Raw genomic sequence first — 16,023 nt, 5'->3', positions numbered from 1 at the left:
TACTTACATTGTACGCAACAGTTCTAATGCATGCATTGCCATCATTTTTTCTTCATTTGCTGGAATAATCAGGACAGAAAAAGGTCGCAGAACCTTGAGTCGAGCAAGTATGTTCGTTCTAATTATCTCTGAATTTTCACCTATTCCACCAGTGAATACAATACCATCAACACCACCAAGGGAAATTGCCATCATTCCCATAAATTGGGCTGCTTTAAGACAAAAATAATCCAGAGCAAATTGGGCTTTTTCATTGTGGCTCTCTTGCAGTTCCTTGACGTTATTGGTTAATCCCGATAATCCAAGCAGCCCCGAATCATTATAAAGTATCTGTTCCACTTCAGAAGGGGATAGGCCTAACTCCCTGATCATGTAGGTAATCGCGCCAGGATCCAGGCTGCCACATCGTGTACCCATAGGCAGTCCATCCAGCGCAGTTAATCCCATCGTGGTGTCAATACTGATGCCATGATGCATGGCGCATAAGCTGGCACCATTACCCAAATGGGCCGTTATAATCCTGCCATGAGACAAACCAGGATGTTTTTCTTTTAAAGTATGAGCTATCCATTCATAAGATAGTCCATGAAATCCATATCGCCTTATCCCTTGTTCCTGCAGGGACTCGGGGAGAGCATATACTGAAAACAGAGGGCTGTGTCCCGCATGAAAGGCCGTATCAAAACATGCGAACTGGGGTAATTGAGGGTGCATGCGCTGAATGATTTCTATAGCAGCCAGATTGTGCGGTTGATGCAGTGGTGCCAGAGGGTTTAGTTTTTTTAACTGGCTCAAAACAGCTTCTGTAACCAATACACTTTTAGGAAATTGAACACCACCATGCACTACCCGGTGAGCAACAGCACGGACACTCCAGCTATTTTGGTGATTTATCCAGTCGAGTATTTTCTGAATGGATTGCACGTGGTTAAAATCGATAGTGAGTGATTGAACTGTTTTTTGTTCGGATCGAGTTTCATTGTAAGCGGAAAATTTAGGCTCTGTACCTAAGTCGGATATTTTACCATGAGCAAGTGAAATCAGTTCTGGCGTATTGGTAAAGACCTGAAATTTCACGCTGGAAGATCCTGAGTTAAGGATCAATAAAACAGAATCGGTCATTTTATTTTTCCTGCTTTTCTGGCGGCGGAAATTTTAACCGCTACCGCGCAAGATAATAGCCGAGTTCTCAAGGAGTCAGCCCTGCTTGCTAAAATGATTGGGACGCGCGCTCCCAAAACAATACCTGCAGCATCGGCATGTCCCAGAAAAGACAGTTGTTTCGCAAGAATGTTTCCAGATTCAATTTCGGGTACTAGCAAAATATCGGCATCTCCTGCTACAGGAGATACGATCTCTTTTTCAATAGCAGCCTGTTTGCTAATCGCATTATCAAAAGCCAGAGGCCCATCTAAAATACCGTCATAAATTTGTCCTCGATCAGCCATTTTACAGAGAATAGCCGCATCGACAGTTGCTTGCATTTTGGGGTTCACGGTTTCAACGGCAGCAAGTATGGCAACTTTGGGCTTGTGTTCATCACCATACAAGATCCGCCAGAGGTTGATGGCATTTTGACAAATATCCGCTTTGTCTGTGGCATTAGGAGCGATATTAATAGCGGCGTCGGTAATTAGAATGGGTTTGTGATAAGTAGGCACGTCCATGACATAAACGTGGCTGATTCGATATTTGGTTCGCAATCCGGATGTGACAGGAACTATAGCCGACATTAATTCATCCGTATGCAGTGCTCCTTTCATAATGGCATCTACTTTACAAGACGACGCCAGCTCTACAGCTTTAACTGCTGCTGCATTACTGTGTTCAGTATCAATAATCTCCCATTGGGACAAGTCAATTTGCGCTTCTTTTGCCGCAGTTTTTATTTTTTTAACAGGACCGATTAGAACTGGGGTGAGCAATCCTGCTTTGACGGAATCATTGACGGCTTCCAGTACATTGGCTGTCACAGGGTGTACAACAGCGGTTTTAATCGGGGGTAAATCACGGCAGGAAACAATGATGGCATTAAAATGATCGTGGTTCAGGATTTCGACATGAGGTAAAGAGATGCGCGGCACTCTCAATTTTTTAACAGGGGCAATCACTTTGGCAAGACCCTCAACGATAAGTTCTCCTTTTTGGTTGAAGCCTACACAGTCAAAATTGACAATTTTGGTCTTCTCATTCTTGTCTCGTACTGTAATAGTCAGGGTTAATTCATCACCAATACATACGGGCTGTTTGAATTTGATATCCTGCTCCAGATAAGTTGTTCCCGGTCCCGGCAAGACCGTTCCCAATAATGTGGAAATCAGTGCTCCAGACCACATACCATGAGCCACTACGCCATGAACAAGGTCACTTTGACTGTCACTAGGATTACGGTAAGCAGGGTTCACATCTCCGGACATGGCTGCAAACAAATTTATGTCGTTTTGTGTTAAAGTTCTCACTAATGTCGCTTTTCGACCTATAGTGAGTTCATCAAAGGTGACATTATCAAGAAATTCGTTATCCATTTTATCCTCTATTATTTCTGTAAGACATATTCTCCGGGAGCATCGGGGAGTTTTTTATCGAGTTTTGGAGGCTTGATTAATTGGGTCGATGAATGTTCCGCTAACCATTTATGCCATGCCGTCCACCATGAACCAGTTTCAGTTTCTGCTTCCTCTAACCAGGTTGCCGGATCAAGATAGGTTGAGTCTTTTTTTCTCTCGCGAATTCGATAGGAGCGGCCTTCATGTCCAGGTTCACTGACAATACCAGCATTGTGGCCGCCGTTGGTTAATACAAACGTAATGTCGCTATTAATTAACAGATGGGTTTTATAAACAGATTTCCAGGGTGCCACATGATCTTTTTCTGTGCTGACCACAAATGCGGGTAAATGTATGTTTTCTGCAACGATGTGTTTTCCTTCCATGGTAAATCGTCCTTCAGCAAAATCATTGTTAAGAAATAACTGCTCCAGATATTCACTGTGCATTTTATATGGCATTCGGGTAGCATCTGCGTTCCAGGCAAGGAGAGCTATCATGCCTCTTTGAGTACCGTGCATATAATCCTGAACCATTTTAGACCAAATCAAATCATAGGACCGCAACATCTGAAACGTTCCGGACATTTGTTTTGTATCCAGATAACCCTGATCCCACATCATGCTCTTTAAAAAGGATACTTCGCTTTTGGTAATAAAAAGTAGCAATTCGCCTGCTTCAGTAAAATCCCCCTGTGCTGCGAGGAGAGTGAGACTTTTAAGACGGGCATCATGGTTTTTTGCCATGGCTGCGGCAGTTATCATCGCCAGGGTTCCGCCCAGACAATACCCCATTAAATGAATCTTTATATTAGGTCTGGCTTTTGAAACTGCATCAATTGCTGCCATCGCGCCCAGGCGATAGTAGTCTGCCAGTCCGAGATTTCTATCTTCTTGGGTCGGATTTCGCCATGAAACAATAAAAACGGTATGACCTTGTTTGGTCAGCCAGCTTACCAAAGAATTATCAGGCAACAGATCAAGGATGTAATATTTCATTATCCAGGCAGGTAAAATAAGAACTGGTTCTTTATACACTTTCTCGGTCTGAGCCTCATACTGAATTAACTCAATCAGATGATTTTTAAACACCACCTTTCCTTTCGTTACAGCAACCTGTTTGCCAGGAATGAAATGTTCCACTCCTGCTGGAGGAGAGCCCGTCAATTTTTCAGTAAAGTCCTGGATGGCCAGCTCGGTTCCACGAATTAAATTTTTCCCCTGACTCCGAATGGTTTCCACTAACAAATCAGGATTGGTTAATACAAAGTTGGATGGTGATACGGCATCGAGAATTTGTCTCAGGCGAAACGATACAGTGCGTTTCACGTGGGCTGGCAAGCCAGGCACATTGGTGGTGGATTGTAAACACCATTCTTCAAGTTGAAGAAAGAGTTCCGCCCATAAGCGCCAGGGATAATAACTCCAGTTTTGTGTATGAAATCGAACGTCTTTCCCATTTTCCGGTTTGTCCTGGGTGAGAAGATTATTGATCATTTCCTGGGCGTTCAGGAGGGGAAACATTGTGAGCTGAGTCATGGTACCTGGTGATTGCATCAACTGGGCAATCCATGAATAATGAGCCGTGAGCAAAGCTGCGGGACTGATACCTGCAGTGAGTTTACCCAATTTGGCTTGATAGAGTTTATCAATGATTCTAAAAACAGAATCCTGCCTGGTGGAACCTCCATTGTTCTCCGGGTGACGATTGGGAGCTGTCGATGTGTTTTTCTTCTCTTTTTTCATACACTACATCCTGTAGGCCTGATTAATTAAAAGTAGTATAGCAGTATTCCAGTACAACTACCTTACTGTAGAATTCTTGACATATGTGGTACTATTCCTGCAAATGAGTCCCGAAGTAAACCCATGAGTTACTGTGTTCTAACCAAAATAAGAGACTTTTATGCCATGGATTAAACCTGATAAGCTTCAAACCAGAGCGGAAGAAATCGGAAATGCGACTACTCATGCCATGGGTGCATTACTGAGTCTTGCAGCTATAACTTTGCTCATCGTTTTCTCTGCTACCCAGCATGACGGATTCAAATTGTTGTCAGGGATTGTTTTTGGTTGCACCCTTTTTTTAATGTACGTTAGTTCGACGATATATCACAGCTTAACAAATCCCAGGTTAAAGCATTTGTTCCGTATTGCGGATCACGCATCTATTTATTTACTCATTGCCGGTAGTTATACCCCGTTTATGTTGGTTACCTTGAGAGGCCCCTGGGGTTGGACCATGTTTACTGTAATTTGGTCTCTGGCTCTTGCAGGGGTAGTTTTCAAGCTTTTTCTGGTGCATAAATTTGAACTATTATCGACAATCATTTATCTGTTAATGGGATGGATGAGTCTGATTGTGATTAAGCCAATATACCAATTATTGCCTGCTGGTGGACTGGCATGTATTGTTGCCGGTGGATTATGCTACACTGTTGGCGTTATTTTTTATGCATGGGAACGATTAAAGTACAGTCATGTGCTTTGGCATCTGTTCGTTTTGGCCGGAAGTATTTTTCATTTCTTTGCAGTGTTGTGTTATGTGGTTATAGAATAAGTTTGACTTGAGTGCTTATCGTATTGTAAATCATGATATTCAGGATGGACGGTACTTACTCTCTATTGGAGAATTTAATGCAAAAATATACAGTTTATAGCGTTTTAGCAGGTTTGTTTCTTTTATTGACTGGTTGTATGAATAATACAGGTAGTAGCACTATGTTCAGTCCTTATCAGCCGAGTATGACTTTGGCACAATCAGTACAGGATGCTTTAATGCGCAATCCCGATCCGCAGATTGCACAGGTTCATGTAGCGACCAATCAGAACACCGTTATTTTGAGCGGTTATGTGAAGAAAATTCGCCAAAGCGATACTGCAGAGCAAATAGCACGCCAAGTACCCGGAGTGCAGACTGTAGAAAATAACATTATTGTTCGCCAGTAATATGCTTACTTCGCCCTGCGCTGTCTCTTGAGTAGAGTACTGGCTAAGCGCAGTGGATCCCGCGGTCAATGCCGCGGGAATTCGATTAACATTTGAGTAAAAGTCATGACTCGAATTTCCGCGGCTTTGACCGCGGAATCCATAACTTCGCTCTGCGCTGTCTCTTGTGTAGAGTATTGACTAAGTAAGGTCGGGCCTCGGCCCGACCTACACCAACTAAGCTTTTGTTTCTTCTTTGTTTTTTGTGCCACAGCAACTGCATTTACAACAACTGAATTTATTGTATAACCAGGCAATAAGAAAACCGGTGATAAATGCATTGATAAAGCCACAGATACCTCCGATAATGCTGCCTTTTATGGAAGGCTCATAGCCTAAATACAACGAAGCTACAGCTTCAACAAAGGGTTTACCGTAACTGTAATAATAAGCAGATATTCCCAGGAATAACATGGATAATCCCCAAAGAACTCCCAAAGACAAACCTAGTCCAACCGGGCTTAGCTTGCATCCGTTCATGACAATCTCCTTATACAATTGATTTAGAATAGTCCAGGGTATTTTGAGTGTTCATCAATCCAGTGATGAAACGCTACGAATTCTTATATTGACATATAAATTCATTTTCCGGTACTCTAATTTCTGCTTTAGAAGCAGGTGATTACAACTATTCTCGATTCCTCCCGAGTTGTGACGACAATCCTGCTTTCAGGTCGAGGGATACTTTAATTTCCATTTATTAAGGTGTCTCTATGTCTGATTTGAATCCCCAACTGAATAAACCTCTTAGCGCTATAGAACTATCCGATTTTCCAGGTGGTGTTGCCGCCTGGGGTGCTTTGCCTGCTGTATTTGACAGTCATGATCAGGCTTTTGATCGTGGCGTCCATATTCATGCTCGATTCAATGAATCAGGAAAAAAAATCATAGATAAATCATTTTCTGAAATTGAAGTGAGGTGGCAGGGAAAAAGCGTGCTTCTGACTGAAGACAGTGCTGTGAGCTATACCATGAGCTCTATTTTTGATTTTGTCATAGTCAGCAGGTATTGTGATCATTGTGGCGCCGAGTTATTGGATAAAGGGTTGTCCGCCGTACGTCCATCATTTGATCATTATTGCGATCAATGTGGTGAGGTAACCGTAACGAATGAACGTTGTGTTGTTAATCCCATCATTCTGTTTAAAGAGTGGTTGGGTGATGTTCAGGTACAACGACCGTCAATACGTCCGGCAAGAACAATTAAATTGGATTACGATCGTTTTCCAGGTGGTTTTCAGATTTGGGGATCCAATCCATCCATTATCTGGACCGCGAAACGCCCAGAAGAAAGTGCGATCCATGTACATGCTTACAACGGTGAAAACAAGCGCGTAGTGGATAATACATACAGTGAAGTGTGGATTGACGACGTGCTTTTGGACATTGAAATGGTGCGTGTATTACAGATTCAAAGGGCAATTCCAGAGCTTCATCATCATTTATTCAGTATCAATTGTCCTGAGTGTAACCATCCTCATTTTGATAAGGGACTACATTCTGTAATTCCTCACCAACGCCACCAATGCGACGCTTGCCAGCATGTTTTTACTACACCTAAGCACATTAGTAATCCGTGTATTGCCAGTCTGGATAAATTAACAACATTTAATCATGGAGTTTTCGAACATGAATCAATCAGCTATGCCAACGATTTATAAAGCAGGTGCGTTAATCTTTGATTCCTATGACCGCGTTTTGGCTGTTCATAAACGTGGAAAACCAGCTCGCGAACTCATAGTTCCAGGTGGTAAAATTGAACAAGATGAAACGGATGAACAGGCATTAAGGCGAGAATTGTATGAAGAGCTGAATGTGGAGGTACTGTCTATTTATCCTTATGGAATTTTTCAGGCTAAAGCAATTTATGAGGATGCAGTATTAGTGATGCGTGCTTATATTGTGAGCATAAAAGGTATTCCGGTTCCTGGAAATGAAATAGATAGGCTGGTCTGGCTGGATGCCCATTATGGCGAAAGCGGATTTGAATGTGCTTCCATATTGGGGCAACAGATTTTGCCCCGATTATATGCGGAAGGATTACTGGGAAACTGGAAGGAGGTTATCGGCATTCGGATTGATTAATTCGTTATGCAAGGCGCGTCCTAGGAGTCTACAATTAACTCATACGAATTAATTGTGATGAAATGATGAATTTTGTTATTGCTGGCTTCCTGGGTGTATTTATGGCGTTGAATTGTTATGCAGATTCCACGAATTCTGCACTTCCAGAACATGTAGTTAAAGTAACGAAGGAAAATAATGCCAAATGCGTGGAGTATCTCACTTATAAGGGCGAATCGTATTGCAGTCTCGTCCCACTGCCAGGCAATGCAGTTGCCCCCGTAATATTGACTTATGACCAGCAGAATATTCATTTTGATGACAGAGCATGGAAACCCGCCTGGGGGCAAAAAACCAATGCAGGGTGGACGGTGGAATATATTCCTGTGGGAGATAATATTAATCAGTGGAAGGAGTTAGTGACCTCACAGTTTATATCAGGCTTGGAAGGAGTAACTCCCGCTCAATTTAAAAAAACATTTGTAGATAATTTGAAGAAAACCGGGGTTACGTACTCCATCAATACTATTGCAGAACAGCCCGATCAATTGATTTTTGAATTTAAAGTGACCGTACCAGTTAACTTGCAACAGGATGAAATTCAAAAGATTACCCGAGGTAAGGGTGGCATTTATGTCCTTCATTATGCAATTAAAAAGTCCAATATGAGCAAAGCCAATCGACAGAAGTGGATTGAGAATTTAAAGAAAAGTTCTATTAAAGATTAAGATGAATAGTCAAAAAGCCCCTGGCTTTATTGGAGCGTTAATGAAATACAATTTGCCAGTACCACCGACTGGAGAGGAAAGCAGAGGGGGGAACTGTAATCGTACTTTAGGTTCCTCTTTGAATAAAAAGTATAAAAAACTGTTCGTACTCATCCTGTCTGCATTATAATTAACTCATTAAATAAAAAGGGATTATTATGAAATTGACCTTTATGGGTGCCACAGGTACGGTGACGGGTTCTAAATATCTAATCGAACTGAATAATAAAAAAATTCTGGTGGATTGCGGATTGTTTCAAGGGTTAAAAGAATTGAGATTACGCAATTGGTCTCCTTTCCCAATATCGCCCAAATTAATTGATGCAGTTGTTTTAACCCATGCCCATATTGATCACAGCGGCTATATTCCCTTATTGGTCAAGCAGGGGTTTAAGGGGCGTATTTACGCAACCAAGGCTACAAAAGAGCTGTGCTCCATACTGCTGCCTGACAGTGGTTTTTTACAAGAGGAGGATGCGCGAAGAGCCAATAAATACGGATACAGTAAACATCATCCCGCAGTACCTCTGTACACTCAGGAAGATGCCTATCATTCTTTAAAGCATTTTGATGAAGTGGACTACGATACGCTTTATCCCATGCCAGGTGAGGCAGAAATAAGCTGGCATCGAGCGGGTCATATACTGGGTTCAGCATTTGTACAGGTTCAACACAATCAGAGGAAAGTCGTGTTCAGTGGGGATATTGGGAGATTAAACGATCCGATAATGCGACCTTCAGAACTCCTCAAGAGCGCGGATTATCTTATTATAGAATCGACCTACGGTGACAGACTGCATGATAAATCTGATCCACTCAAAGTGATTGCTGATATCATTAATACCACATACAATCGAGGGGGTACTGTACTCATACCTGCTTTTGCAGTTGGGCGTTCGCAAACCATCCTCTACTATATTTATCTTTTAAAACAGAAAAATTTGATTCCTGATATTCCAGTCTACCTGGATAGTCCTATGGCTATTGATGCAACAGAACTGCTGTTGAAAAACAGCGGTGAACACAAGCTCAGCCCTGAATTATGTAGAGCGGTGTGTCATGTGGCGAGTTACGTCCAGACTTCTGAAGAATCCATGGCTATTGACCGTGATCATGAGCCTAAAATCATCATTTCTGCCAGCGGTATGATGACTGGCGGCAGGGTGCTTCATCATTTGAAAGTCTATGTAACCAATCCTTTAAACACCATTTTGATGACGGGATTTCAGGCTTCAGGTACACGAGGTGATAGAATGTTACAGCATGAACCTACTGTCAAAATTCATGGTGACCAATATCCGGTGAAAGCTCAAATGAAAGTATTAACTAATGCTTCAGCACATGCGGATTATGAGGAGATTTTAGCCTGGTTAAGTCATTTTGAAAAAGCACCCCAAAAAGTGTTTATTACTCACGGAGAGCCATCGGCTTCTCAGGCCTTGAAAGAACATATTGAAAAAACATTTAAATGGACTTGTGAACTGCCAACTTATTTGCAAAAGGTGGAACTCAGCTAACTTTAGGGACAATGAATGCGTCGCAAGATTGCCTGGTCAAGAATTAAAGACTCTGCTTCTGCTGAGTGGAGTCTTGATAATAAGGACGTATCAAGACGCCGAAATCGATACGGACTCAATGATATCGCCGGCATAAAAGTAAACGTCTGGTATGAATTAATCATTAATACCATGACTGATCCCATGATTTGGTTTTTATTGATTACCAGTGTCTTGTTTGCCTCTTTGAATAATTATCATGAAGCAACTATTCTGGGGCTAGCCATTATTCCATTGGTTGGGATGGATGCCTTTTTACATTGGCGCACGCAATCCTCGACTCAGAGCCTGATTGGACATTTGGCTACATCAGTAAGAGTGATTCGTTCTGGAAAAGAACTTTGTATTCCTTCAATTGAATTAGTACCTGGTGATTTGGTGATGATTCAAGCGGGGGAAATTATTCCGGCGGATGGATTAATTCTTACTGCTGAGAATATCCAGATAGAGGAGTCTTCATTAACCGGTGAATCAGTTCCTGTGGTGAAACGTACAGGAACATCTTTGCAATTAACACATAAAGACAGTCCGGTTGACTCCAGTTACTGGGGATTTGCCGGGACTAAAATTCTAACAGGGCATGGTCTTTTAAGAGTTGTTTTTACTGGTAAGGAAACGCTTTATGGGCAGATAGTTCATTCTGCTTTAGCAACAACCAAAGAAAAAACGCCCTTACAGGCAGCACTCGGAAAGCTGGTATTACAATTGATAGGCATTGCAGGATTTTTGTGCTTATTATTAGCCGCAGTTCGTATTACTCAAGGTTTTGGACTTATTGATGCAATTCTTAGCGCTGCAACATTGGCCGTTGCTGCATTGCCAGATGAGTTCCCTTTAGTACTTACTTTTTATCTTGGGGTGGGCGTATACCGTTTGGCGCGAAAAAAAGCATTAGTCCGACGTGCAGTATCTGTTGAGAACTTGGGTCGTATCACGGTAATTTGTTCCGATAAAACTGGAACCATTACTGAAGGGCACTTTAAAGTTGCTCAGTATTTCCCAGCTGCAAGTATAGACGCTCAATCATTATTGTATTTAGCTGCCATTGCTTCTCGAAAGGACAGTTATGATCTTCTTGATATAGCCATCATGAATGAAGCAGACAAGGCTCAGCTTAATATTGAACCCAGATTGAGGACATTTCCATTTACTGAAGACAGAAAACGAGAAACTTCTGTAATAGCAAAAGACTCTAAATGGTTGATTGTGACTAAAGGTGCGCCTGAAACCATTATGGCAATATCTGCTCTAAGTCCTCAGGAAAAAGAACATTGGATGGCGAAAATAAAAGAATTGGCGGCACTACGGTTTAAAGTTATAGCCTGTGCCAAAATAGAAATGGCAGAGGATAGTGATTCAAATGAGCCAGGACATGATTATGAATGGATGGGATTGCTTGCCTTTTCAGATCCGGTACGGCAGGGAGTTGTTGAGGCAATTGCGGAATGTCAGGCGTCACACATACATGTATTAATGATAACCGGGGATCATCCTGCCACAGCGCAAGCTATTGCCCGACAAATAGGTTTAGGTGCTGGTAATCCTAAGGTGATTCTTGCTGAAGAATTGAATGATTATATCGGACCGACAGCTAATAAAAATTTACTCGATATTGATGTGATTGCCAGAGCGATTCCAATTCAAAAATATGATGTGGTCAAGGCATTGCAGTGCAAAGGCGAATTGGTTGCGGTAACAGGAGATGGTGTCAATGATGTGCCAGCGCTTAAAGCTGGAAATATAGGGATTGCTATGGGGGAGAGGGGTTCACAAAGTGCTCGTGAAGTATCTGACATCGTGTTGCTGGATGATAATTTTGACAGCATCGTGAATGCTATCTCTGAAGGGCGACAATTATTTAAAAATATCAGGCAAGCATTTAATTATTTAGTGATGGTTCATTTTCCATTTGTACTCTCAGCGGCCTTGATTCCTTTGATGGGCTATCCTTTGCCTTTTTATCCCATTCATATTGTTTTTCTGGAGCTGATTATCCATCCAACTGCTTTATTGATCTTTCAGGATCTGCCTGAAGATAATGGCCTTGGACTTAAAGAACGCAATACGAATTATAATTTTTTTAGTCCTGGTGATTGGAAAAAAATAATGTTCATCGGCGTGGTGACCACGATGATGGTTACAATAAGCTTTATCTTCTATTTGAAGCAGGGCTATACTGATAATTATGCCAGAGCTTTAATTTTGGCGATGCTCAGTGCAATCAGTATCGGAATAACCATTGCGTTAAATGGTTTGAATCTTCGAGGAAAAAGAATAATCATTTATATGATTGCTTTATGTACCTTATTATTTATTCAATTGCCTGTTTTTGCGGATGTGCTCGGTTTTGTTCCTTTGCATCTTTTAAGTTGGCTTTTAGTTTTATTGGCGGGGTTTATCACCTGGATTATGGTTCGGGTGGGTTGATGTGGTAGTGAGGAGTTGTTGGTATTATTGCTCCCTCTATACGTTTGCATTCTCGTGTTCTTGATATTTATCTAAAAATAATTCTGAAGAGCAATGGAGTCGGTACCTTGACAATTTTGAAGATCACTCTCTAGAATGTTGTGGACAAAATAATTTATTTTGTCTGCCTCAAAATAAATTTAACTCATTATATAAAGGGAACTTTGATGAACAAATTACAATTAACTGGTGCTGCTTTGGCAGTGGGTGCTGCTTCTATGTTTGCTTTAGCTCCTGCATTTGCCGTCGAAACTACTACAGCACCTATGGTTCAATGCCAGGGTGGTAACGCGTGTAAAGGTCAAAGCGCTTGCAAAACTGCTGACAATGCATGTAAAGGTCAAAATTCATGCAAAGGAAAAGGCGTTGTTGAAATGACTAAAGAAGATTGTGAAAAAGCTGGCGGCACTGTAGCTCAATAAGCTGGGTTCCGTAAAAGGATTTACTCCAGGCATGCCACGCATGCCTGGTTTTATTTATTGTTCAGGGAATATATGGAATTATCAGAACTTATCAACATTCCCAAAATGCCTTATCTCGGATTTGGCTTAGGGTTACGTCCCAATTATTATGAAGAAATCTTAACTTGCAAACCTGATTTGGACTGGTTCGAGATCTTAAGTGAAAATTATTTGGTACCCGGTGGGAAACCTTTATATTACCTTGATAAAATACGTCAAGACTATCCTATAGTGATGCATGGTGTGTCACTGTCTTTGGGAAGCAGTGATGCATTGGATATGGACTACCTGAAGCAGTTGAGCAATCTGGCGGATCGCGTTGAACCCGTCTGGATCTCGGATCATTTGTGTTGGACAGGGGTTGATGGCCTTAATGTACATGATTTGCTTCCGGTGCCTTACACTCATGAAGCAATAAACCATATCGTTTCTCGAATTCAGCAAATACAAGATTTCCTGGGACGGGCAATATTAATAGAAAACGTTTCCAGTTATCTTACTTTCAGGCAATCTGAAATGACCGAATGGGCATTTTTATCTGAAATAGTAAAAAAATCAGGTTGTTATATTTTATTGGACGTAAACAACATTTATGTCAGTTCAGTTAATCATCAATTTAACGCTTTGGACTATATTCATTCCATGCCCGCAGATCGTGTCGCCCAAATTCATTTAGCGGGTCATTCCAATCATGGAGATTACATTATTGATACTCATGATGCTCCGGTTATTCAACCTGTATGGGATTTGTATGCTAATACGATTCAACAATTGGGTCCTGTGTCTACCATGATTGAACGGGATGATAATATGCCTCCTTTTGAAGAACTCTTAAATGAGCTGGAGCATGCCAGGCGCATTGTGAAACAGGTCTTAACGGAGGAGGTTCCGGCATGACAGAACTTCTGGACCTACAGAGTCAATTTCAAAAATTCCTGTTAACAGGTCATTCTAATATTAAAAATTCTATCGAACAAACAGGACAGGTATTAATAGATACTCGACTGGGTATTTATCGTGATGCTTATAAATCAAGATTGATTGAGAGTTTGACAACAAGCTATCCCGCATTACATGCTTACTTAGGTACCGAAGAATTTAATAAACTCTGCGGCAGTTATATTGATGCTCATCCTTCAAGCTATCGTTCCATCAGATGGTATGGTGATGCTTTAGCCGAATTTGTACACCATTACTACGATAAGCCCTATGCTTATTTGGCTGAGCTTGCGGAATTTGAATGGAAAATGACTTTGGCTTTTGATGCGGCGGATGATCCGGTTCTGACGGTTCAGGAAATGGGTAATGTTCCTGCTGAATCCTGGGCAGGGTTGCAGTTTACTCTTCATTCATCAGTTCAGCGCTTGAACCATTTTTGGAATGCAATCCCTGTTTGGTACACGTTGATTCATGATCAGGCTTTACCAGAAATAAATAAGACCATTAAAGCGACCTCCTGGGTGGTTTGGCGAACTTCGGAGTACCTGATTCAATACTACAGTATGTCTGAAGAAGAAGCCTGGGCTTTAGATGCTGTAATTCAGGGTTTGTCCTTCGGTGAGCTCTGTGAAGGATTGTGTCAGTGGATTGCGGTTGAAGAGGTGGGGATTAAGGCTGCGTCATTTTTAAAAAGCTGGATTCAAAACGGAATCCTGTCCCGTCTATTAATTTCTGGTTAGTTCCTTTTTGACAGGTTACACTCGAATATTATTCTCCTGCAAATTAAAAGCAATTTAAAACATAAGGATATGTCATGCTGAAGTCGAGAGAAGTTCGCACCATTGAGGATGCAAAACGTATTGTTGAAGAAAGACAGCTCACTCATGTCAAAGTAGGGATATTTGATATGGATGGAGTCATGCTTGGCAAGTATATGAGTCGTGAAAAGTTTTTTTCTGCTCTGGAACATGGTTTTGCTTTTTGTAATGTCATACTTGGTTGGGACTCGAAAGATAAACTATATGATAATGTACACTACACGGGATGGCATACGGGTTATCCTGATGCACAGGCTCGTATTATCCCTTCCTCTTGCCGTGATTTAGTCTTTGAAGACAATCAGTTGTTGTTTATTGCTGAATTTGACCAACAAGCAGAATCTATTTGTCCTCGCGCCGTGTTAAGACGAGTTATTCAAAAAGCTGAAGACATGGGCTTTGATGCTTATGCAGCCCTTGAATATGAGTTTTTTGTTTTTGATGAGACGCCAGATAGCGTGCGTGCCAAAGGATATCGAAATTTAAAGCCAATTACGCCGGATAATTTTGGCTATTCAATAATCCGCAATACGGTTCATGCCGAGTTCTATCATCAAATACTTGATATGGCACAACGAATGGATTTTTCAATAGAGGGATTGCATACAGAAACAGGTCCCGGAGTTCTCGAAGCGGCTATAGCCGTAGATTTGGCTGAAGCTGCCGGAGATAAAGCGGCACTGTTTAAAACATTTATGAAAATTCTTGCCCAGCGCAATAATAAAATGGCAACGTTTATGGCCAAGTGGTCTCCAAATTATCCCGGGCAGAGTGGTCATATTCACTTGTCTCTAAGGTATCGAGAGGGAGGGCAATCTGCATTTTATGCTAAGGACGCTACTCATAATATGAGTAAAATTCAACGGCATTTTTTAGCCGGGCAACAAAAATTAATGCCCGAACTATTGGCTATGTTTTCTCCCACTGTTAACAGTTATTCGCGATTAATTCCAGGCTACTGGGCACCTACCGATGCAACCTGGGGAGTAGAGAACAGAACTACAGCTTTACGCGTTATTCCTGGAAGCGATAAATCCCAGCGTATTGAATATCGATTAGGTTCTGCGGATGCTAACCCTTACCTGGCTTTGGCTGCGGCGATTGGTTCAGGGTTGTACGGCATCGAGCAGGAATGGGAACCAGAACCTGAAATAAAGGGGAACTCTTATGAGCAGACTCATAATCCCGAACTGGCTTTGCCCCGGACGTTATGGGATGCTGCCCAAAAATTGCGATATTCCAATGCCGCTAACCAATTATTTGGAAAAGAATTTGTTGCTCATTTTGCGGCAACAAGGGAATGGGAAGAGCGGGAGTTCAGGAAGCATATAACCGATTGGGAATTAGACCGCTATTTTGAAATTATTTAGGGGGCTGTTTACATTTCATTATATTCAAGCCGACGTTCCGCGACTTGTT

Annotated in this window: 16 protein-coding genes; 12 read left to right on the top strand and 4 right to left on the bottom strand. The window is 41.7% G+C overall.

What is annotated here, in order from left to right:
- Positions 1–3: 3 nt before the first annotated feature.
- Genes ELY21_RS04590 through ELY21_RS04580 form a run of 3 tightly spaced genes read right to left on the bottom strand, consistent with a single transcriptional unit; the run spans position 4 to position 4,291 of the window.
- Positions 4–1,122 carry an acetate/propionate family kinase gene (locus ELY21_RS04590; protein ID WP_127107309.1) on the bottom strand — a complete coding sequence of 373 codons (1,119 nt, stop codon included), beginning with the start codon at positions 1,120–1,122 and terminating at the stop codon, positions 4–6.
- The gene (locus ELY21_RS04585) at positions 1,119–2,525 is read right to left on the bottom strand and encodes a bifunctional enoyl-CoA hydratase/phosphate acetyltransferase (protein ID WP_127107307.1); all 1,407 of its coding nucleotides are present in this window, start codon (positions 2,523–2,525) and stop codon (positions 1,119–1,121) included. Before ELY21_RS04585 ends, ELY21_RS04590 begins: the two co-directional genes overlap by 4 nt.
- 11 nt (positions 2,526–2,536) lie before the next feature.
- Positions 2,537–4,291 (bottom strand): alpha/beta hydrolase, encoded by a 1,755-nt coding sequence (locus tag ELY21_RS04580; protein ID WP_028383933.1) that lies wholly within the window; start codon positions 4,289–4,291, stop codon positions 2,537–2,539.
- Between the two features lie 160 nt (positions 4,292–4,451).
- Here ELY21_RS04580 and ELY21_RS04575 point away from each other — a divergent pair, with 160 nt between their 5' ends.
- Both ELY21_RS04575 and ELY21_RS04570 read left to right on the top strand, forming a co-directional pair.
- Positions 4,452–5,105, top strand: a complete 654-nt coding sequence (locus ELY21_RS04575) for a hemolysin III family protein (RefSeq protein WP_028383934.1) — start codon at positions 4,452–4,454, stop codon at positions 5,103–5,105.
- 77 nt (positions 5,106–5,182) lie between these two features.
- Positions 5,183–5,494 carry a BON domain-containing protein gene (locus ELY21_RS04570; protein WP_028383935.1) on the top strand — a complete coding sequence of 104 codons (312 nt, stop codon included), beginning with the start codon at positions 5,183–5,185 and terminating at the stop codon, positions 5,492–5,494.
- A 216-nt stretch (positions 5,495–5,710) separates the two neighbouring features.
- On the opposite strand, the gene ELY21_RS04565 is transcribed toward ELY21_RS04570, so the two are convergent.
- Positions 5,711–6,013 carry a bacteriophage holin gene (locus ELY21_RS04565; RefSeq protein WP_028383936.1) on the bottom strand — a complete coding sequence of 101 codons (303 nt, stop codon included), beginning with the start codon at positions 6,011–6,013 and terminating at the stop codon, positions 5,711–5,713.
- Positions 6,014–6,246: 233 nt separating this feature from the next.
- On the opposite strand from ELY21_RS04565, the gene ELY21_RS04560 reads away from it, so the two are divergent.
- From ELY21_RS04560 to ELY21_RS04520, 10 genes are all read left to right on the top strand, one after another.
- Complete coding sequence (locus tag ELY21_RS04560; RefSeq protein ID WP_051190632.1) at positions 6,247–7,194, top strand: hypothetical protein; 948 nt, start codon at positions 6,247–6,249, stop codon at positions 7,192–7,194.
- A complete protein-coding gene (locus ELY21_RS04555; protein ID WP_127107305.1) occupies positions 7,163–7,618 on the top strand; it encodes an NUDIX domain-containing protein in 456 nt (151 codons plus the stop codon). The genes ELY21_RS04560 and ELY21_RS04555 overlap by 32 nt, the downstream gene beginning before the upstream one ends.
- Before the next feature lie 62 nt (positions 7,619–7,680).
- Positions 7,681–8,325 (top strand): hypothetical protein, encoded by a 645-nt coding sequence (locus ELY21_RS04550; protein WP_233588660.1) that lies wholly within the window; start codon positions 7,681–7,683, stop codon positions 8,323–8,325.
- 1 nt (position 8,326) lies between these two features.
- Positions 8,327–8,494, top strand: a complete 168-nt coding sequence (locus ELY21_RS15560) for a hypothetical protein (RefSeq protein ID WP_158618511.1) — start codon at positions 8,327–8,329, stop codon at positions 8,492–8,494.
- A gap of 28 nt (positions 8,495–8,522) precedes the next feature.
- Positions 8,523–9,881: an MBL fold metallo-hydrolase RNA specificity domain-containing protein gene (locus tag ELY21_RS04545; RefSeq protein WP_127107303.1), complete on the top strand. Its 1,359-nt coding sequence runs from the start codon at positions 8,523–8,525 to the stop codon at positions 9,879–9,881.
- A gap of 15 nt (positions 9,882–9,896) precedes the next feature.
- The gene (locus tag ELY21_RS04540) at positions 9,897–12,347 is read left to right on the top strand and encodes a cation-transporting P-type ATPase (RefSeq protein ID WP_127107301.1); all 2,451 of its coding nucleotides are present in this window, start codon (positions 9,897–9,899) and stop codon (positions 12,345–12,347) included.
- Between the two features lie 206 nt (positions 12,348–12,553).
- Positions 12,554–12,808 (top strand): hypothetical protein, encoded by a 255-nt coding sequence (locus ELY21_RS04535; protein WP_028383939.1) that lies wholly within the window; start codon positions 12,554–12,556, stop codon positions 12,806–12,808.
- Between the two features lie 72 nt (positions 12,809–12,880).
- On the top strand, positions 12,881–13,744 hold the full coding sequence (locus ELY21_RS04530; protein ID WP_028383940.1) for a DUF692 domain-containing protein: 864 nt from the start codon (positions 12,881–12,883) through the stop codon (positions 13,742–13,744).
- Positions 13,741–14,526 (top strand): DUF2063 domain-containing protein, encoded by a 786-nt coding sequence (locus ELY21_RS04525; RefSeq protein WP_127107299.1) that lies wholly within the window; start codon positions 13,741–13,743, stop codon positions 14,524–14,526. Before ELY21_RS04530 ends, ELY21_RS04525 begins: the two co-directional genes overlap by 4 nt.
- Before the next feature lie 74 nt (positions 14,527–14,600).
- The gene (locus ELY21_RS04520; RefSeq protein ID WP_028383942.1) at positions 14,601–15,974 is read left to right on the top strand and encodes a glutamine synthetase family protein; all 1,374 of its coding nucleotides are present in this window, start codon (positions 14,601–14,603) and stop codon (positions 15,972–15,974) included.
- The last annotated feature ends 49 nt before the right edge of the window (positions 15,975–16,023 follow it).

The sequence above is a fragment of the Legionella sp. km535 genome, from assembly GCF_003990085.1.
GTDB classification, from domain to species: Bacteria; Pseudomonadota; Gammaproteobacteria; order Legionellales; family Legionellaceae; genus Legionella; species Legionella moravica.
This window is presented reverse-complemented; position numbering and strand designations above follow the sequence as displayed.